Raw genomic sequence first — 17,603 nt, 5'->3', positions numbered from 1 at the left:
ATGCTGGGAACCAGCCGGATGCTGGAGGGGCGGACGGCGCTCGTGACCGGCTCGGGCCGAGGAATCGGCGCGACGATCGCTCGCGGGCTGGCGCAGCACGGAGCGGATGTCGCGATCAACTGCCTGCGCGACACGGAGTCCGCCCAGCAGGTCGTCGCGGATGTCGAGGCGGCAAGCGGTCGCGGGATCGTGATCGCTGCGGACGTGACGGATCCGGCCGCGGCGAGGCGACTGGTCGAAGAGACCCGAGAGCAGCTGGGGCCCATCGACATCGTGGTCCACAATGCGCTGGCCGGATTCCAGTTCGATCCCCGGGGACGGCGTGCCGCGTGGAATCTGAGTGTCGAGGACTACACCGCGCAGGTGAACGCGGCGGTGGGTGCCGCGCACGCGGTCACGCAGGCCGCGCTGCTTGACCTCACGGGGCACGGGCGCGGGCGCATCGTGTCCGTGCTCTCCGACCTCATCGAGCGACCGGGCGTCCCGTACCCGGACTACGTGACGGCGAAATCTGCACTGTTGGGCTGGTCGCGGGCGATGAGCGCGGAACTGGGTCCACTGGGCGTGACGGTCAACTGCGTGGCACCCGGCCTGGTGCCGTCGACCGGCGCAGCGAGTGGGACGGATGACCACCTGCGGGACTCGCTCGAGGCGGCCACCCCGCTGCGCAGGCTGGCGGAGCCCGAGGACGTCGCCGGTGCCGTGCTCGCGTTCGCCTCCGACTGGCTGGGCTTCGTGACCGGCGCGTGCCTGTTCGTCGACGGCGGCCTCGTCATGCGGTGACGCAGCTTCATACCCACAGCCGCTCGACCGGGAGACTGTGGATCCGGTCCTCCACCGGATACCCTCTGCTGCCGAGGTGAAAGGCGATGCCTCCGACAAACGCGGCGCCCAGACGGTCCCGAAGCTTGCGCAAGCCGGACAGTTGTTTCGAATCGATATGGTCGCCCGCTTTGACCTCAATTCCCAGCACCGCGCCATCCTGGCGCTCGAGCACGAGATCGACCTCGTCACCGTCCCGGGTGCGCCAGTGTCCCGCAGTGATGACGTCATCCATCCAGGTTGTCTGGCGGATGATCTCCTGCACGACGAAGGACTCTGCGAGGTGGCCGAACTCAGTCAGCGCTGAGGGGTCGCCTCGTTCGAGCTTGGGCCTGCTCAGCCGCAACAGGTGTGCACCGATTCCCGAGTCCACGACGTGTATCTTCGGTGCCGCAACACTTCGTGATGAGACGGTCGTCCCCCACGCAGGGAGAGAGCTGATGAGGAACAGCGCTTCCAGCAGCTCCAGGTAGGACGACACGGTGCTTCGAGAGATCTCCAACGTCGCGCTCACCTTCGAGATGTTCAGAACCCCAGCCGTCTGCCCGGCCATAGCGGTCAGCAGCTTCGGCAGCGTTGCAGAACGCTCGAGCCTTCGTAACTGACCCGCATCGCGCCGCAGAGATTGACTCACGCGCCCAGCGAACCAGCGGCCGCGCGCAGCATCCCCGGACTGGGCGAGCGCCAGTGGCATGCCCCCGCGAGAGATGCGGTCGATGTACTCCAATCGGTTCGCTGCAGCCGCATCGGCCGTACGGGCGATGTCGCCGTCGAATGCCCGCTCGATGAACCTGTTCCCAGTGCCGTCGATCTCGGTCTGGCTCAATGGCAGCACGGGCAGTCTTTGGATCCGCCCGGTCAGCGCTTGCGTACCGGAGGGCAACGAGTCATAACTCGCAGATCCAGCGAGTACGAACATTCCTGCCCGCGCCTCCGAGTTCAACCGAGTCTTGATCGACTGCAGGATGGAGGGCATCCGCTGATACTCGTCGAGGAAGACGGGCAATTGCTCATCGGTGATGAGCGAGGGACTGTGCCGCGACAGCTCAAGGACTGCGTCATCGTCGAAGTCGAACACGCGCGCGTGCGGGGTGGCTGCCGCGACCTCGGTCAGCAAGGTCGACTTCCCCACGCTCCGGGGCCCCTCCAGAAGCAGTACCGGAGTTTCAGTGATGCGCTGCCGAATAGCGGGCAGGAGCCTGCGATCAATCTGATCGATCATGATAAGACGATACCATCAGTCAGCAATCTGCCGAGGGTTGACTCGACAATCTGCCAAGGCAACAGTCGGCAATCTGCCGACATCTCAGTCGGCAATCTGCCGCGGCGTTCGCGGCAGTGAAACTGGACCGTCTCAGCACACCGAGTACAGCACGCGGAAGGTCTCGCAGACGACCGGCATCTGAGGATCGAAGCCGCGTGGGTCCTCCGAGTGATCACGCCAGAAGCGCTCGTGAATGTCGCGCCAGGCAGCTAGCGTCCTGTCGCCTTCGCCCTCCGCACAGGCATGGTCCGCTGTGACCTCGTCGAAGGGAACGACGTCGACGGTCATCGTCTCGATCAGGGCCCGCGGCGTGTCCCGCCCATCCAGGATGATGCTGAGTTCGCCCGGTACCGGGATGGCTTCGCCAACGTGCTCGCAGTCCCACATCGACGAGGCCGTGGCCCTCTTGGTGCCCACCAGCACGAGCTCCACGAGTCCGTCGGCATGCTCCGGGGTGGCCCCGAACGCCCACGCCTCCGGAGTCTCCGCGGGCAACGCGGGGAGGTGCGCACGGCACTCCCGCCAGAACCTGTCGATGGCTGAGTCCGTGTGCATTCCGCCAGACTACTGACAGTCGTGCGCCGCCAGGACTCGGCGCGCAGACCGGCCCGGCGCACCCTGCCAGCGCTCAGTACTCGGCTGCCCTCAGTACTCCGGCAGGTGCGGTGCGACGTCGCGCACCCACGCGAGGACACCTCCGTCCAGGTGCCGCACCGTCTCCTCCCGGTTCGCGAAGTCGGGCTGGAGCCGCGCGAGCGCACGCTCCGAGCGACCTCCCGCCTTGCAGTGCAGGACTACTGGCACTCCACGGGCCTCGACTGGCAGCGCCTCGATCCCCTGCTCGAGCAGCGCGTCGAGGGCGACGGGAACCGCGCCCGGGATACTCACGAGGCGACGTTCCCACTCCTCGCGCACGTCGACAAGGGCGAACTCCGCGCTGCCTGCAGCGCGACGATCGAGCATCGCTGCCAGCTCGCGTGCCTCAACCGTCGCCCCTGCCGCGTCCGGTCCCGCTCCCGACTGCGCCGCCGCGCCGGAACCCCGCTCGCACACACCATGCCCGTCCGCACGCGTGACGCCGTCGGAGACCTCGGTGACAGGCGGCGCCGCCGGATCCGCGACCACGCGCAGCTCCCGCCACGTCATCGCCAGCGCATCGTGGAGCAGCAGCCGTCCCAGCAGCGGCTTTCCGATCCCGGTGACGAGCTTGACGGTCTCGGCGGCCATGATGGACCCGATGGTTCCCGGCAGCATGCCCAGCACGCCGCCCTCGGCGCAGCTGGGCACTTCGCCGGCCGGTGGGGGCTCCGGATGGAGGTCGCGGTACGTGGGACCGCAACCGGACCAGAAGACGCTCACACGGCCCTCGAACCGCAGGATCGATCCCCAGACGCACGGGATGCCGGCCAGCGCGCACGCGTCAGAGACGAGGTACCGGGTTCCGAAGTTGTCCGCTCCGTCCAGGACGAGGTCGTAGCCCGCGACGATGTCCCGGGCGTTCTGGGCGTCCAGCCGCACCGGGTGCTGCTGGACGGTGACGAGCGGGTTGAGGCGGGTGATCGCCCGGGCCGCGGATTCCGTCTTCAGGTCGCCCACGTCCTCGACTCCGTGGAGCACCTGCCGCTGCAGGTTGGAGACGCTCACGCGGTCGTCGTCGACGATTCCGATCGTCCCCACGCCGACGGCCGCGAGGTAGTGGAGGATGGGCGCTCCCAGTCCCCCGGCTCCGATGACGAGGACGCGGGCGTTCTTCAGCCTACGCTGGCCGGTCTCCCCCACCTGTTCGAGGGTGAGGTGGCGGGAGTAGCGTTCGATCTCCTCGACCGTGAGCTCCGGTCCCGGCTCGACGAGCGGAGGCAGCGCACTCGACTGCACGGTGGCGTTCACGGCTGCCCCACCTCCGGCCAGTCACCGCGCGGGATCCCGCCGACGGCCGCGCTCGCGTCGCCCGTCGACCCCGCCGTGGCGATCGGATCGATGAGCCCGTCCGCGGGCGATGACGCCAGCGCATGCCTGCGAGCGGGTATCCGCCCCGCCTGCGCGGCCAGCCGTCCCGCTTGGACCGCGGCCTTCATCGCCCGGCCCATGAGGACCGGGTTCTGCGCGCGCGTCACCGCGCTGGCCAGGAGAACGGCATCGCAGCCCAGCTCCATCGCGAGCGCCGCATCCGAGGCTGTCCCGATCCCCGCATCGAGGATCACCGGCACCTGCGCGCGGGAGGCGATGAGCTCGATGTTGTGCGGATTGAGGATGCCCAGCCCGGTGCCGATCGGGGCACCCAGCGGCATGACCGCGGTGGCGCCCACCTCCTCGAGACGCTGCGCGACCACGGGGTCGTCGGAGGTGTAGGCGAACACCTTGAAGCCCTCCGCCACCAGGCGTTCCGTCGCATCGATGAGTTCGACGGCATCGGGAAGGAGCGTCTCCTCGTCGGCGATGACCTCGAGCTTCACCCAGTCCGTCTCCAGGGCTTCGCGGCCCAGCTCAGCAGTGAGCAGCGCGTCGCGCGCGGTGTAGCAGCCGGCCGTGTTCGGCAGGATGCGGATGTCATTGCGCTCCAGCAGGGCGAAGAGCGAGTCGCCGGCCTGCTTCGAGTACCGCCGCATCGCGACGGTGGTGAGCTCTGTGCCGGAGGCCAGCAGCGCCTCCTCGAGGACGCTCAGCGAGGTGATCCCGCCGGTGCCCGTGATGAGGCGCGAGGTGAGCTCGACACCGTCGATGGTGAGCGAGTCCCCGGTGTCCGTGGGGATGTCCGCCGTCGTCTGAGTCGCAATCGTCACTGTCGTCAGCCTCCCTGCATCGCGGTGATGATCTCGACGGTCTGGCCGTCGACCAGGCGCGTGCCCTGCCAGCGGCTGCGCGGCACGACGGCGGAGTCGAGGGCGACGGCGACGCCCAGGCGCCCGCCGTCCGCCGGTGTGCCGTCCGCCGTGAGCGGTCGGTCGATCGTCTGGGCGACGAGGTCCAGGAGTGAGGCGTCATCCTCGATCGGATGCGCGGCCCCGTTGACGGTGAGGGTGGGCACGGAAGGTCCTTCCTGAGCGGTGTCCATGGTGTCAATCTGTCGTGTGGAAGCGGTACGGGTCGGTGGCGCGCAGAACGCCTGCGAGGTCGGTGCCCGGAGAGTCCCCGGTCACGAGCGCCGCGGCCGCATCCGCCAGCAGCGGTGCGAGGAGCACCCCGTGCCGGAAGCCACCGGTCGCGAGGATGAGGCCGGGCACGCCCGCGCCGTCGCCGTCGCGCAGTCGCCCCAGCAGCGGCACGTCATCCGGGGTGCCCGGCCGAGCACGGGCCATGACCTCGACCAGTTCCAGGTCGCAGACCGCAGGGACGAGCGTCTGGGCATCGCGGAGCAGTCGGTACACACCGCCCGCACTCGCGCCCGCAAGGTCGTCCTCGCGCGAGGTCGCTCCGATGACGATCTCGCCGTCGGCCCGCGGCACCAGGTAGATCGGCACTCCGTTCACGACGCCGCGGATCGTGCGCTCGAGGAGCGGCGCGGAGCCCTCCGGCAGCCGCGCGCGGAGGATGTCGCCATGCACCGGTCGCAGCACGGCCGCCGGGGAGGCGGGCAGGCCGGAGAAGAGGTCGCTGCGCAGGCCGGTCGCGAGGATCGTGTGCCTCGAGGCGATCCGGCTGCCGTCCGCCAGCTCGACTCCCCCGCCGTCGCCACACAGCCGGACAGCCGCCTGCGTGACGAGCGTGGCGTGCGCGCGATGCTCCCGCGACGACAATGCCGCAATCAGACCCGCCACCAGCCTGCGCGGGTCGACCTGGTGGTCGCCCACCGCACGGAACGCTCCCGCCAGCCGGGGAGACAGTGCCGGCTCCAGTGCGCGCGCCTCACGGACCGTGAGCGCGTCGACCTCCATCCCGTGCGCGATCTGGTGCTCGCGGAGCTCGGCCAGGCCCTGCCGGTCCGCTGGGGTGCCGGCGCACACGAGGGTCTCCGTCCTGCGGTAGCCCACGTCGTGGCCCGAGGCCGCCTCGATTCCGGCGATGAAGTCCGGGTAGTCGTCCGCGGCCTTGCGCATGAGCGGGTACAGCGCGTGCTGCTGGTACTGGACCTCACTGGCCGGGGCGATCATCCCCGCCGCGGCACGGGAGGCCGCTCCTCCCGGGTCCGGGTCGACGATCGAGACGGACAGTCCGCGCTCACGCAGACGCCAGGCCGTGGAGAGGCCGATGACGCCGGCACCCACGATGACGACATCGCAGTCGTGCGCATCCGGGTGCGACTGTTCCACTGCTCTCATCCTTCCCTTCGGCGGCATGATCCGCATCAGGTTCGACGGTCGGCGCTGGGGCCCTCTCAGCCCCGTAGGGCTCCCGCAGAGTTCGCGATCTCCACGAGTGCGTGCATCGTCGTGACTACACTCGTGGATCGTGAGCCATCATACAGACGCCCCCGCTGGGGAGGGCGCGCAGGCCAGGGCCGCGCGCATCGCCACTGCTCGCCTCTACCTGTGCACGGATGCCCGCACCGGCCCCGGGGATCTGGAGAGCTTCCTCCACGCCGCGTACGCCGGCGGCGTCGACATCATCCAGTTGCGCGACAAGTCGATCGGCACCGCCGATGAACTCGCAGCACTGGAGATCCTCGCTCGTGCGGCTCGCGCGCACGGGAAGCTCTTCGCGGTCAACGACCGCGCGGACGTCGCCTCCCTCATCGGCACCGATGTCTTCCATGTGGGCCAGCAGGACCTCACCCCCGCACAGGCCCGCAAGCTGCTGGGCGACGAGGTCGCCATCGGCCGGTCGACGCACACGGTCGAGCAGGCCCAGGCGGCACGGCTCGACCCGGACGTCGACTACTTCTGCACCGGGCCGATCTGGGAGACCCCCACGAAGCCGGGCCGTAAGGCCACCGGACTGAGCTTCGTCGAAGACGTCGCACATGCGGAGAACAACCATGCAGACCGCGTCACCAACGAGGACCCCGCGAAGCCGTGGTTCGCGATCGGCGGGATCGACGAGCAGCGTCTGCGCCAAGTCCTGGACGCCGGCGCACAGCGGATCGTCGTCGTCCGGGCGATCACCCAGGCCGACGACCCGGAAGCCGCCGCCCGCCGCCTCCGCGCAGCCCTTCGGTAGTCACGACTCCAGCCACGCACAGTCGCAGCTCGCTCCGGCGACAGTGCCTCCATTCGGCGGGACGCGACACTCACGACGTGGAATGGTTCGAGGCCTCTTCCTCGCGCTCAACTGAGCGAATCCGTCGTCGGTTGTCCGGACAAAACCCACAATGCGATTCACTCACCGGAGTGATGAAGCAGAAGAAAGCCCGCGTCGCTCCTCAGAACTGTCGCGCACGTGCACGACCCGGCAGTCCGGCCCCTCCCCCAGCAGAATCCTCAGGTGCCCCGTGGCCACGGAGGTGCGTTGGACCTCGGCGATCGTCGCCGTCCGGGGCACAGACGTGGGCGGCTGCTCCATGCGGACGATCTCCTCGACCGTCACGGTGGTGAGGGCGAGGGCGAGGGCGTGGCTGATCGGCTGGGAGTACTCGTCCGACAGCGTGCCCGCGGCGCGCGACCGGTTGACGAGCTCGCGGATGGTGTCCACGTCCTGTCCGCCGGCCGCCGCCTTCTCCACCGGCTCGACGCCGGAGGCGGCGACGAGTCGGTTGGCGATCCGGTTGATCCACAGCAGGAACGGCCGCAGGGGCCAGGTGAGGGCGCGGGCGGTGATCCCGGTGGCCTTGGCCGCGGTCTCCGGGTGCGCGATCGCCCGCGACTTCGGAGCCATCTCGCCGATGACGAGGTGCAGGAAGGTCACGACGATGAGGGCGAGCACGAACGCGACGATGCCCGAGACGACCGCGGGGATCCCCCAGCTGGTCAGCACGGGTGCCAGCGCGTAGTCGATGGCCGGCTTGGTGATCGCCCCCAGCAGGAAGGTGCACGCTGTGATCCCCAGCTGGGCGAAGGCGAGCATGACGGTGAGCTCGTTGACGCCGCGCAGGGCGGCGCGGGCGGAGGCACTCGACGGGGCCTCCGCCTCGAGCCGGTGACGACGTGCGGCCAACAGCGCGAACTCGACGATGACGAAGAAGGCGCTTGCGACGATCAGGGCGATCGTGATGAGTGTGACGACCCACCAGCTCATCGGGATGTCTCCTCTCCCTGGGCGGCGTCCGGGGCGGGCGCATCGGCCTCCGCCGGATCGTCCTCGACCACGGACAGGGTGAGCATCGACGGGACGTGACGGGCGACCTCGGTCACCTCGATCCGCAGGCTGCGGCGGACGCTGATGCCCTGGACGACCTCGCCGGGTCGTTCCGGCAGTTCCACGACGACGGTCGACCCGACCGGAGTCTTGTCAGGAACGCGGCAATTCTCGGTTCGAGAAGCGCAAGGAGTTGCCGGTCGCTGGCCGGTCAGAGAGCTATTCCGTGCTGCGAGGAGTGAGCCTTCGGAGGACAAGAGTGGGCTTTGTTTCTCCCCCTTGGGCCAATTGTGTCGCACTTGGCCGTCCCGACGGTCAACTGAGAATCCGCTTGACGAGCGGGAGCGCATATCGCCAGTCGTCGCCGTCTTGATCAAAGAGATCGGCGTCCTCGAACCAGGTTGGGTCCGCCTCCGGGTGAGGGCCAATCAAGCCCACACTTCCATCGCCAAACCGATAACACGCGGCGGCGAGGTCGCCTGTCTCGTAATGGGCGTAGGCCTCAGCGCCGTCTCCAGGCAACCGCGCGCCCTCTTGAAAGTAGGTCCATCGCAACGTGTCGCCCCACGTGACTGCCACCACATCATCCGTATTATCTTTCACAGGGAAGTCGGGAACGCCCACCTCCCCCCCCCCCGACGGATTCACTGAAAAAGCCGAAGCCCTCGCTCCCTGCTAGATATGCACCCATGCAGATGCCGAGGTAGCTACCGCCGGTAGCCACAAAGTCACTCACCCCACGGATGAAATCCGCAGGAAAACTCTGGGCAGCGGCCGAATATTGTCTCCACCGCCCGGCTGAGCGTAGAGAGCGAGTCCAGAAAGGGCACTTGATTCGAGAGGGAATTCTTCATGCGGGCCGATAAACGCAACGTCCATACCAAGCGGTGATTGCGACAGTCGCTCAGCAAGAGTTTCCGAGCATCCTGCGCACCCCGCCGGGCCGCGGTACACAAGGGCGATCCGCGCATCCGGAGTCTCGTCGTCGTTCCTGCTGATTGGTGCACATCCGTTCGCTAGCCCAGCGAAAGGGACCGTCAGCAGCCCCGCGAGGACCGACCGGCGCGACCGTCCAGCAGGTGATTCGAACGTACCCATATTTCAATGATAGGTGGGCTTGGTCCACTGCCCGAAGCGACCGGTGCAGCCTGCTCCTGGCCTCTGATCGTTGAACGCGGCCCGAAGTCAGGGGCTGCTGCTCGGATGGGTGACATTGGATCGTCACGCAGCCTGGTCGGCTGGCTCAAAGTTCGTCTGCAGGTCCAGTTTCGACGCCGGGGAGCGGTGACCGTCTCTTCACACACGAGGATATGGGGCTCGCAGTAGCGCGGGTCCTTGGGTTCGACCCACGAGTACGCGTACCGGTTGGCGGTCGTGGGGATAAGCGCCACGTCCTTGTTGACCCAGCGCAATTCGAGCTTTTGCGACTACCCAGCCAACGACCCGCTCCTTCCACCGGGACCGACCCTTCAAGCGCATCGACAGGGACTCTCGGCGGCGCCTCACCGCCTCATGAATCGCGGCGTCGGGCGCGCCGCCGCGATGGGCGCTGTCGTCGACCTGGACGGCATTGCCCTCATGCCCGTACTCCTGCTGACCGGCGCACCGCTCATCGCTTCCGCTCAACCGATGATGGTCGGGATCTACATGGCACTGGTCCCGATGCTCCTGGGCTATCTGCTCTTCGGGTATGGCCTCACGCGCGTCACTCCAAGCGCCGCGACAACGCTCACGCTCGCTGAACCCGCGATCGCCGCCCTCCTGGCCGTGGTCCTCGTCGGTGAGCGCCTCCCCGCCATCGGTTGGGCTGGACTCGCGGGCATCTGCGCCTCGCTCCTGGTCCTCTCGCTCGCACCTGCGACACACGCGTGTGCCGCCGAACCGTCGCGTTCGCGCGAGCTCCCGATACGTCAGGAAGCTTGAATCAGTCAGCCTGAGATAGACATCCAGCAAGACCTGGAGATGCGCCCCAGTACCGGGATGAAATCACTGGGTACGGCCCAATAAGGTCCGTGTAGAGGTTAGATGGCGAAACGAAATTCCACCACGTCCCCGTCCTGCATGACGTAGTCCTTGCCCTCCATGCGCACCTTGCCGGCGGCTTTGGCATCGGCCATGGAGCCGGCGGCCACGAGGTCGTCGAAGGACACGATCTCGGCCTTGATGAACCCGCGCTCGAAGTCCGTGTGGATCACGCCGGCAGCCTGCGGAGCGGTGTCGCCCTTGTTGATGGTCCAGGCGCGGGCCTCCTTGGGCCCGGCGGTGAGGTAGGTCTGCAGCCCGAGGGTCTCGAAGCCCACACGCGCCAGCTTGTCCAGGCCGGCCTCGTCCTGCCCTGACATCTCGAGCATCTCGGCAGCCTCCTCCTCGGAGAGCTCCACGAGCTCGGACTCGAGCTTGGCGTCCAGGAACACGGCCTCGGCCGGGGCCACGAGATCGGCCAGCTCAGCCTGGCGCTCGGCCGAGCCGAGCACGCCCTCGTCGCAGTTGAAGACGAAGATGAACGGCTTGGCCGACAGCAGCGTGAGGTCGCGGATCTGATCGAGCTCCAGCGAGTCCTTGCGTGAGTAGATCGTGTGCCCCTCGGAGAGCACCTCGTAGGCGGCCTGATAGGCAGCGAGCTTGGCGGGGTCCGCCTTCTTGATCTTGACCTGCTTCTCCAGGCGCGGGATCGCGTTCTCGAGGGTCTGGAGGTCGGCGAGCACCAGCTCAGTGTTGATGGTCTCCATGTCGGAGGCGGGATCGATCTTGCCGTCCACGTGGACCACGTCGGGGTCGTCGAAGGCGCGGACCACCTGGGCGATGGCGTGCGCCTCGCGGATGTTGGCCAGGAACTGATTGCCCAGCCCCTCCCCCTCGGAGGCGCCCTTCACGATGCCCGCGATATCCACGAACGACACCGTGGCCGGGAGGATCTTCTGCGACCCGAAGATACCCGCGAGCGCATCCAGGCGCTCGTCCGGAAGGCTGACCACGCCCACGTTGGGCTCGATGGTGGCGAACGGGTAGTTCGCCGCGAGCACGGTGTTGCGGGTCAGCGCATTGAACAGGGTCGACTTGCCGACGTTGGGGAGACCGACGATTCCGATAGTAAGAGCCACGGGAGGACACCCTACCGGCGACGGGCGCGGCGGTCCGCCCAGCGGCCGAACATCACGGTCCGATCACAACCCCTTGCGACCGCGAATCGCGACTGCAAACGTAGGTGCCATCGCAAATCGCGATGCAGGACACATCGACGAGGTGAGCACGATGAACAGCAAGCAGATCCGCAGCACCGCCATCGCCACCGGAGCGGCTTCCCTGCTCTTCCTGGGCTCGGGCGTCGCGGCACAGGCCGCCCCCGCCTGCCCCGGAACCGACCCCACTGACCCGTACGAGGCCGACCAGGCCGCCGCCGCCGAGAAGTGCGACGGACTGACCGGCCAGGAGGCCTTCGACAAGAAGGCCGACGACCTGCCGGACTCCGACGACGGCCACTACACCTGGACCGCCGACAGCGGCATTGCCGACACCGAGCACTACGACCCCTGCGACGGCCTCTCGGCCATCACCGTCAGCTACGCCACCGACGAGGGCATGCCCGCCGGCAGCCCGGGCTACTCCATCGTGATGCTCTTCCACGACGGTGAGTACCTGGGCACGGACACCGCCGAGGCCTACGAGTGGACCCCGGAGATCGAGCGGGTGGACGACGACACCCTGAGCATCGAGTACCCCTACGGCCACCGCGACGACGCCGTCGGCCCCGAGGGCACCACGGAGTCCACCTTCACCTGGGACGAGGCGTCCGATTCCGTCGAGCACTCGGGCGAGTTCCCGGACACCTTCTGATCCCCGCTCCGCCGCCCGACCCCTGGGCGGGCGGCGGCCTTTCTGAGCACCGAAATCCAGTCGCTTCAGCACGATCGACCCTCACGAGGTGAGACTCATGAACCGCACCCAGCTCCGAGACTCCGTCATCGCCGGCGCAGCGGCCTCCGCTCTGCTGCTCGGCACCGGCACCGCAGCCCATGCCGCGGACGTCGCCCCACCCCAGAACCAGCCCTCACAGTCCTGCTCCGACCTCACCGGAGAGGAGGCCGTCTCCGTCTGGGGCGCCCTCGTCCTCAGCGCCGACGACAGCACGGAGATGCTCGACCATGCCGACACCTCCGGCTACGACCGCTGCGCCGACCTGTCGTGGATCGTCGTCCCGCACGGCGGCACCGCCTCCTCGGCCAACAGCGTGATGCTGTTCCACCACGGCATCTACAAGGGCACGGCTACGGCCGAGCCGCAGGCCTTCGTCCCGCAGATCGAGCGGATCGACGACGGCGCGATCGCCATCACCTACCGGTATCTGGAGGGTGACGAACCCAACGCCGCACCCCAGGGCCGCGCGGAGTCGACCTTCACCTGGAACGGCTCGAGCGACTCCGTCGACCACGAGGGCGAGTTCCCGCCGACCGCCTGACCTGCGTCGACAGATCTCAGATCTCGGCTCCAAGGCCACGGGGTCCCGCACTCGCATGAGTGCGGGACCCCGTGACTTTGACGACACCCGGGCGCAGTTCACCGCGAAAGGACTCCACACCAGCTCTTGGAGCACCCACCCCGTCGACCATCTCGCGTCGCCGCGTCCTCCACTCCGCATATGATCCCGCAACCCGCACGACGCGTCTGCAGTGGATGCTCCCCGCAAGGGACCCGCGTGACGAGCGAATCGCGCTCCAGCAGGAACCCGCAGACCCTGCTCATGTTCCGCGACGGCGCCTCGGTCTCCAGCCCGTGCGAGCTGTGCGAGGGGCGCCGCTACGACGCCTCCGTGGTCAAGGACTACAACCAGAGAGCGACCAGCCCCGACGGCATCTACTGATCCCGTCGGGCTCGTCCCGCACATATGGGTCATCTGTCATGGTCAGCTCATGACACCTCCTGACGGCGCGCTGGGGCCTGCGCAGTGGACCATGGAGACATGCGCACAGCACCTGATTCCCCAGACCCCCGCTCGGAGCCCGTCGCTCCCCCGGCTGTCGAGCTGACCGACCTGCACAAGAGCTTCCGCACACGCTCCGGCCGGGTCGCAGCCGTCGACGGACTGGATCTCACGATCGCCCAAGGCGAGATCGTGGCGCTGCTGGGCCCCAACGGGGCCGGCAAGACCACAGCGCTGGACATGGTGCTGGGCTTCACCGACCCCACGTCCGGAACCTGCTGCGTTCTGGGGCTTCCCCCGCGCCAGGCCGTCAACCAGGGACGGGTGTCGGCGGTGCTGCAGAGCGGAGCCCTGCTGGATGACCTGACCGTGCGCGAGACCGTGGCCATGGTCGCCACGCAGCATCCCCGCCACCTTCCCGTCGACGAGGCCCTGGAGCGCGCCGGAGCCTCCGGCATCGCCCGCAGGAAGGTCTCCAAATGCTCCGGAGGCGAGCAGCAGCGCCTGCGCTTCGCCCTGGCCCTGCTGTGCGAGCCCGAGCTGCTCGTGCTCGACGAGCCCACCGCCGGCATGGACGTGACCGTGCGACGCGACTTCTGGGCCTCCATGCACCAGGAGGCCCAGCGGGGGCGCACGATCATCTTCGCCACCCACTACCTCGAGGAGGCGGAGCAGTTCGCCGACCGCATCGTCGTGGTGAGCGCCGGGCGCATCATCGCCGACGGGACGACCGAGCAGATCCGCGCCATGGGCGGGCTGCGGCGCGTCACCTGCCGCTGGGACCCCGTCGACGGCGATCCCGCCTCCGTGCTGAGCCGTCTTCCGGAGGGCGTGCAGATCGAGCAGACCCCGGAGCGCACCGTCTTCAGCGGCGCCGATACCGACCTGATCGCCCGCACTCTGCTGACCACGACCCGGGCCAGCGACCTGCTGATCGTCCAGGCGGGCCTCGAGGAGGCCTTCGTGGGACTGACCTCGACAACCGCCGACGACGACGCCGCCTGAGCGTCCCCGGACAGCCCTCCGCCCGCATGAAGGAGCCCTCGTCATGATCACCTCCACCGCACACGGCACGCAGGCAGCGCCCTCGCCTGTTTCTGCAGCTCGACGCAGCCCCGTCCTGGCCGTCCTGCGCTACGCCGCTTACGACCTGCGACGGAATCTGCGCATGGTCGAGAGCCTGTTCTTCGTCATCGTGCTGCCCTCGGCGCTGTACCTGATGTTCGGGGCCCTCACGGAGTTCGGCGACTTCCCCGCCGGCTCAGGCAACGTCGCAGGGACGATCGCCGTCTCCATGGCCGTCTACGGCGCCACGGTGGCCACGACCAGCATCGCCGGCACCGCAGCCGTCGAGCGCTCCAAGGGATGGGGCCGGCTGCTCGGGCTGACCCCCATGCGCCAGGCGGAGTACACCGCCGCCAAGGTCCTGGTGGCGCTGGCCATCGCAGCGCTTCCGGTGATCGTCGTCTTCATCGTGGCTGCGCTGACGGGCGCCGACATCGGCCCGATCGGCACCTGGATCTCCACCGGGCTGATCACCGTGGCGGCCTCGGCCATGTTCGCGCTCTACGGGCTGACCTTCGGGCTGCTGTTCCGCTCGGAGTCCGCCGTCGGGGCCGCCTCGGGCCTGCTCGTGGTGCTCGCGTTCTTCGGCAACCTGTTCATGCCGCTGTCCGGGACGCTGCTGGAGATCGCCAAGTTCACTCCCATGTACGGGCTGAAGGGACTGGCCTCCTGGCCGCAGATGGAGGGGATGACCACCGGGATGAACGCCGCTCAGGAGGACAGCCTGCTGGGACTTCTGGTCAACGTGCTCGCCTGGACCGCGATCTTCGCCGTCACCACCCTGCTGGCGGCCCGACGCTCGACGGCACGGGCATGACCATCTCCCCCGCCGAGACCACGCACGACGAGCGCGTCGGATCGACCCTCTATGCCTCCATCTGGCTGATCTTCCTGGCCTTCCCCGTGGTCGGTCTGCTGCGCAGCGCACACGGCCCGGCGGCCATGGCCGTCGGCGTCGGGCTCCTGCTGCTCTTCGCCGTCGTCTACGTCCTGTCCTGGTGGGAGCCGGGCGCCCTGAGCCGCCTGCCGCGCATCCCCGCCACCCTCATGTGGCTGTTCGGCCTGACTCTGTGCCTCGCTCTGCTGACCCCCTTGCTGGGCGGGTCGGTGCTGGGGTGCTTCCCCTTCCTGGTGGCGCTGCTCGCATTCCGCCTCCCCTCGGTGCGCTCCCGAGTGATGTGGATCCTGGTGCTCGACGCGATGACGGCGGCGCTGCTGATCTGGGTGTGGCCTCAGCACCTGTTCTGGGCCGTCCCGGTCATCGCCATGTCCTCGGTGCTGATGGCCGTGCTGGCCTCCGTGATGGACCGCGAGGAGCGCACACGCGACCTCGCCGAGCAGCTGCTCCTGGCGCAGCAGCGGGAATCACTGGGACGCGACGTCCACGACCTGCTCGGGCACTCGCTGACCGTCATCACGGTCAAGACCGAGCTCGCTCGCCGGATGGTGGAGCGCGACCCGCAGCGCGCGATCGCCGAGCTCGACGAGGTGCTCGCCCTGTCCCGCGAGGCCGCCGGAGAGGTGCGGCAGGCCGTCGGCGGTCTGCACAGCCCCGAGTGGGCGGCGCAGCTGCGCGCGGCGCACACGGCCCTGAACGCCGCCGCGATCGAGGCACGGCTGCCCGGCCCTGCTGGTCTGCCGGCCGAGCAGCAGACCCTGCTGGCCTGGTGCCTGCGCGAGGCCGTGACCAATGTGATCCGCCATGCCCAGGCCACCGTCTGCACGGTGGAGGCCGGACCCGGCAGACTGGTGGTGGAGGACGACGGCGTCGGAACCGATCCGGGCGCGGGCACGGGCAACGGCCTGCGCGGCATGCGCGAGCGCGTGCGCCAGGCAGGCGGCGAGCTGATCCTCAGCGCCGCCGACGCCTCCCCCGATCGACCCGGAACCCGACTGGAGGTGCGGCTGCCATGACCGAGAAGATCCGCCTGCTGCTGGCCGATGACCAGGCGCTGGTCCGCGGCGCCCTGGCCGCGCTGCTGGAGCTCGAGGGGGACCTCGAGATCGTCGCCCAGACGGGCTCGGGAACGGAGGTCGTGGACCTGGCGCGGGAGCACCGCGCGGACGTGGCGCTGCTGGACATCGAGATGCCCGGCCGCGACGGCATCGAGACCGCCGCCGCCCTGCGGGATGCGGGGGCTCGGGTGCCGCAGCCTCATCGTCACCACGTTCGGGCGCCCCGGGTACCTGCGCCGGGCGCTGGAGGCGGGGGCACGCGGCTTCGTCGTCAAGGACACGCCTGCCGAGCAGCTTGCCGCCGCGGTGCGCACGGTCCACGTCGGTGGACGCGTGATCGACCCCTCCCTGGCCGAGGAGTCGCTGATCACCGGCGGCAGCCCTCTGACCGAGCGCGAGCGCGACGTCCTGCGCATCGCCCTGGACGGCGCCTCCGTGAAGGAGATGGCCGCCCGCCTTCACCTGTCCCAGGGCACGGTGCGCAACCACCTGTCCTCGGCGATCGGCAAGACGCATACGGCCAATCGCGCCGCGGCAGCACGGGCGGCGCAGGACAACGGGTGGCTCTGAGCTGTCAGAGCATCGGTTCGCATGGAGAACCTCCTAGGATGTTGGACACAGCCTGAACGATGACTGAATGCCCGAGAACCCGGAGGCCGCTGTGTCCCACCCCCGTCACACCCTGTTCGCCGCGAGCCTCCTGGGGCTGACGCTGGCGCTGTCCGGATGCACTGCGCAGCCCTCCGACGAGCCCGAGCCGACCCCGGAGACGGTGACGGTGACGCAGACGGCCCCGGCCGAGGATCAGCCCTCCGCCGAGGCGTCCCCGGAAGCCGCAGAGGACTCCCCCGCGGCCGACGGCGACGATTCCGCCGAGGCCTCGGGGCAGGCCTCGGAGGCGGCCGATAGCGATGCGGCGGCGAAGCCTGCCGCCGACGCCTCCGGCCTCAGCGAGCGCGGCAACATCCCCAAGCAGATCGGCGAGGAGGCGAGCCTCACCGCCTCCTCCGGGGAGAAGGCGCTGTCCTTCGAGGTCACCGACATCCAGTCGGACTTCCAGTGCACCAGCCCCTACGCGGAGGCCCCGGAGAACGAGTCCTTCGTCAAGATCGACATCACGGCCAGCACCGGCTCCGCCGAGGACATGGAGGAGCTGTTCTACATCGACTCCATGATGTTCAATCCATACGACTGGAAGTTCGTGGATTCTTCGGGCCGCACGGCCAACGACATCGGCACTGTGGCCAGCTACATGTGCCTTGACACCGGCGAATCCCTGCCCGATGAGATCGGCCCGGGTGAGAACGTCTCCGGATCACTGATCCTCGACGTGACCGACTCCTCCGGCACCCTGGTCTATGCCCCGGTCTACGACTCGGCCGGCTGGGAGTGGAGCCTCTGACCTACTGA

The 17,603-nt window shown here is 68.7% G+C and carries 21 protein-coding genes, 1 pseudogene and 1 riboswitch; of the genes and pseudogenes, 11 read left to right on the top strand and 11 right to left on the bottom strand.

The features are described from left to right. Positions 1–783, top strand: a complete 783-nt coding sequence (locus OVA15_RS00755; RefSeq protein ID WP_137803191.1) for an SDR family oxidoreductase — start codon at positions 1–3, stop codon at positions 781–783. Between the two features lie 7 nt (positions 784–790). Here OVA15_RS00755 and OVA15_RS00750 read toward each other — a convergent pair whose 3' ends face one another. The 6 genes from OVA15_RS00750 to thiO all read right to left on the bottom strand — a co-directional run bounded on the left by OVA15_RS00750 (position 791) and on the right by thiO (position 6,342). Then, entirely contained in the window at positions 791–2,044 is a 1,254-nt protein-coding gene (locus OVA15_RS00750; protein WP_268142448.1) for an ATP-binding protein, read from the bottom strand. Positions 2,045–2,176: 132 nt separating this feature from the next. After that, the gene (locus OVA15_RS00745; RefSeq protein ID WP_137803189.1) at positions 2,177–2,641 is read right to left on the bottom strand and encodes an ASCH domain-containing protein; all 465 of its coding nucleotides are present in this window, start codon (positions 2,639–2,641) and stop codon (positions 2,177–2,179) included. A gap of 90 nt (positions 2,642–2,731) precedes the next feature. Further along, positions 2,732–3,973 (bottom strand): molybdopterin-synthase adenylyltransferase MoeB, encoded by a 1,242-nt coding sequence (gene moeB, locus OVA15_RS00740; protein ID WP_268142445.1) that lies wholly within the window; start codon positions 3,971–3,973, stop codon positions 2,732–2,734. Beyond that, a complete protein-coding gene (locus tag OVA15_RS00735; protein WP_390886417.1) occupies positions 3,970–4,875 on the bottom strand; it encodes a thiazole synthase in 906 nt (301 codons plus the stop codon). Before OVA15_RS00735 ends, moeB begins: the two co-directional genes overlap by 4 nt. Then, a complete protein-coding gene (gene thiS, locus OVA15_RS00730) occupies positions 4,872–5,111 on the bottom strand; it encodes a sulfur carrier protein ThiS (protein ID WP_171004215.1) in 240 nt (79 codons plus the stop codon). Before thiS ends, OVA15_RS00735 begins: the two co-directional genes overlap by 4 nt. 31 nt (positions 5,112–5,142) lie before the next feature. Beyond that, positions 5,143–6,342 (bottom strand): glycine oxidase ThiO, encoded by a 1,200-nt coding sequence (gene thiO, locus OVA15_RS00725; protein WP_206391311.1) that lies wholly within the window; start codon positions 6,340–6,342, stop codon positions 5,143–5,145. Further along, positions 6,329–6,429: riboswitch (TPP riboswitch) on the bottom strand. (Overlaps the previous gene by 14 nt.) A gap of 43 nt (positions 6,430–6,472) precedes the next feature. Here thiO and thiE point away from each other — a divergent pair. Further along, complete coding sequence (gene thiE, locus OVA15_RS00720) at positions 6,473–7,180, top strand: thiamine phosphate synthase (RefSeq protein ID WP_268142441.1); 708 nt, start codon at positions 6,473–6,475, stop codon at positions 7,178–7,180. Between the two features lie 162 nt (positions 7,181–7,342). Here the strand turns inward: thiE and OVA15_RS00715 are convergent, their stop codons facing one another. The 4 genes from OVA15_RS00715 to OVA15_RS13330 form a co-directional block, all read right to left on the bottom strand. Further along, positions 7,343–8,194: a CNNM domain-containing protein gene (locus tag OVA15_RS00715; protein WP_268142439.1), complete on the bottom strand. Its 852-nt coding sequence runs from the start codon at positions 8,192–8,194 to the stop codon at positions 7,343–7,345. After that, positions 8,191–8,379, bottom strand: coding sequence for a hypothetical protein (locus OVA15_RS00710; RefSeq protein WP_268142437.1), 189 nt, complete (start codon positions 8,377–8,379; stop codon positions 8,191–8,193). The genes OVA15_RS00715 and OVA15_RS00710 overlap by 4 nt, the downstream gene beginning before the upstream one ends. 190 nt (positions 8,380–8,569) lie before the next feature. Continuing rightward, positions 8,570–8,878 carry a hypothetical protein gene (locus OVA15_RS00705; protein WP_268142435.1) on the bottom strand — a complete coding sequence of 103 codons (309 nt, stop codon included), beginning with the start codon at positions 8,876–8,878 and terminating at the stop codon, positions 8,570–8,572. Continuing rightward, positions 8,847–8,999, bottom strand: coding sequence for a BPL-N domain-containing protein (locus tag OVA15_RS13330; RefSeq protein ID WP_442786741.1), 153 nt, complete (start codon positions 8,997–8,999; stop codon positions 8,847–8,849). The genes OVA15_RS00705 and OVA15_RS13330 overlap by 32 nt, the downstream gene beginning before the upstream one ends. Positions 9,000–9,766: 767 nt before the next feature. On the opposite strand from OVA15_RS13330, the gene OVA15_RS00700 reads away from it, so the two are divergent. Next, complete coding sequence (locus tag OVA15_RS00700; protein WP_102162798.1) at positions 9,767–10,177, top strand: DMT family transporter; 411 nt, start codon at positions 9,767–9,769, stop codon at positions 10,175–10,177. A 98-nt stretch (positions 10,178–10,275) separates the two neighbouring features. Here the strand turns inward: OVA15_RS00700 and ychF are convergent, their stop codons facing one another. Further along, a complete protein-coding gene (gene ychF, locus OVA15_RS00695; protein ID WP_268142431.1) occupies positions 10,276–11,355 on the bottom strand; it encodes a redox-regulated ATPase YchF in 1,080 nt (359 codons plus the stop codon). Between the two features lie 151 nt (positions 11,356–11,506). Here ychF and OVA15_RS00690 point away from each other — a divergent pair, with 151 nt between their 5' ends. From OVA15_RS00690 to OVA15_RS00655, 8 genes and pseudogenes are all read left to right on the top strand, one after another. Further along, the gene (locus OVA15_RS00690) at positions 11,507–12,088 is read left to right on the top strand and encodes an LppP/LprE family lipoprotein (protein WP_268142429.1); all 582 of its coding nucleotides are present in this window, start codon (positions 11,507–11,509) and stop codon (positions 12,086–12,088) included. A 97-nt stretch (positions 12,089–12,185) separates the two neighbouring features. Then, a complete protein-coding gene (locus tag OVA15_RS00685) occupies positions 12,186–12,710 on the top strand; it encodes an LppP/LprE family lipoprotein (protein ID WP_268142427.1) in 525 nt (174 codons plus the stop codon). A gap of 237 nt (positions 12,711–12,947) precedes the next feature. After that, positions 12,948–13,112, top strand: a complete 165-nt coding sequence (locus OVA15_RS00680; RefSeq protein ID WP_268142425.1) for a hypothetical protein — start codon at positions 12,948–12,950, stop codon at positions 13,110–13,112. A gap of 99 nt (positions 13,113–13,211) precedes the next feature. Next, positions 13,212–14,177 (top strand): ABC transporter ATP-binding protein, encoded by a 966-nt coding sequence (locus OVA15_RS00675; protein ID WP_268142423.1) that lies wholly within the window; start codon positions 13,212–13,214, stop codon positions 14,175–14,177. A 43-nt stretch (positions 14,178–14,220) separates the two neighbouring features. Continuing rightward, positions 14,221–15,054, top strand: coding sequence for an ABC transporter permease (locus tag OVA15_RS00670; RefSeq protein WP_268142421.1), 834 nt, complete (start codon positions 14,221–14,223; stop codon positions 15,052–15,054). Then, a complete protein-coding gene (locus OVA15_RS00665) occupies positions 15,051–16,151 on the top strand; it encodes a sensor histidine kinase (protein WP_268142419.1) in 1,101 nt (366 codons plus the stop codon). Before OVA15_RS00670 ends, OVA15_RS00665 begins: the two co-directional genes overlap by 4 nt. Further along, positions 16,148–16,763: pseudogene (locus OVA15_RS00660) on the top strand (response regulator transcription factor). The gene OVA15_RS00665 and the pseudogene OVA15_RS00660 overlap by 4 nt, the downstream one beginning before the upstream one ends. Positions 16,764–16,830: 67 nt before the next feature. Next, complete coding sequence (locus tag OVA15_RS00655; RefSeq protein WP_268142417.1) at positions 16,831–17,595, top strand: hypothetical protein; 765 nt, start codon at positions 16,831–16,833, stop codon at positions 17,593–17,595. The last annotated feature ends 8 nt before the right edge of the window (positions 17,596–17,603 follow it).

Source organism: Kocuria sp. SL71 (assembly GCF_026672465.1).
GTDB lineage: Bacteria > Actinomycetota > Actinomycetes > Actinomycetales > Micrococcaceae > Kocuria > Kocuria palustris.
This window is presented reverse-complemented; position numbering and strand designations above follow the sequence as displayed.

What these genes read in the sequence shown, in the direction of transcription:
- OVA15_RS00655 (WP_268142417.1), top strand. Translation starts at nt 16,831, where the DNA reads ATGCCCGAGAACCCGGAGGCCGCTGTGTCCCACCCCCGTCACACCCTG.
- OVA15_RS00675 (WP_268142423.1), top strand. Translation starts at nt 13,212, where the DNA reads ATGCGCACAGCACCTGATTCCCCAGACCCCCGCTCGGAGCCCGTCGCT.
- OVA15_RS00670 (WP_268142421.1), top strand. Translation starts at nt 14,221, where the DNA reads ATGATCACCTCCACCGCACACGGCACGCAGGCAGCGCCCTCGCCTGTT.
- OVA15_RS00755 (WP_137803191.1), top strand. Translation starts at nt 1, where the DNA reads ATGCTGGGAACCAGCCGGATGCTGGAGGGGCGGACGGCGCTCGTGACC.
- thiO (WP_206391311.1), bottom strand. Translation starts at nt 6,342, where the DNA reads ATGAGAGCAGTGGAACAGTCGCACCCGGATGCGCACGACTGCGATGTC.
- OVA15_RS00750 (WP_268142448.1), bottom strand. Translation starts at nt 2,044, where the DNA reads ATGATCGATCAGATTGATCGCAGGCTCCTGCCCGCTATTCGGCAGCGC.
- OVA15_RS00690 (WP_268142429.1), top strand. Translation starts at nt 11,507, where the DNA reads ATGAACAGCAAGCAGATCCGCAGCACCGCCATCGCCACCGGAGCGGCT.
- OVA15_RS00685 (WP_268142427.1), top strand. Translation starts at nt 12,186, where the DNA reads ATGAACCGCACCCAGCTCCGAGACTCCGTCATCGCCGGCGCAGCGGCC.
- OVA15_RS00665 (WP_268142419.1), top strand. Translation starts at nt 15,051, where the DNA reads ATGACCATCTCCCCCGCCGAGACCACGCACGACGAGCGCGTCGGATCG.
- OVA15_RS00715 (WP_268142439.1), bottom strand. Translation starts at nt 8,194, where the DNA reads ATGAGCTGGTGGGTCGTCACACTCATCACGATCGCCCTGATCGTCGCA.
- OVA15_RS00700 (WP_102162798.1), top strand. Translation starts at nt 9,767, where the DNA reads ATGAATCGCGGCGTCGGGCGCGCCGCCGCGATGGGCGCTGTCGTCGAC.
- OVA15_RS00745 (WP_137803189.1), bottom strand. Translation starts at nt 2,641, where the DNA reads ATGCACACGGACTCAGCCATCGACAGGTTCTGGCGGGAGTGCCGTGCG.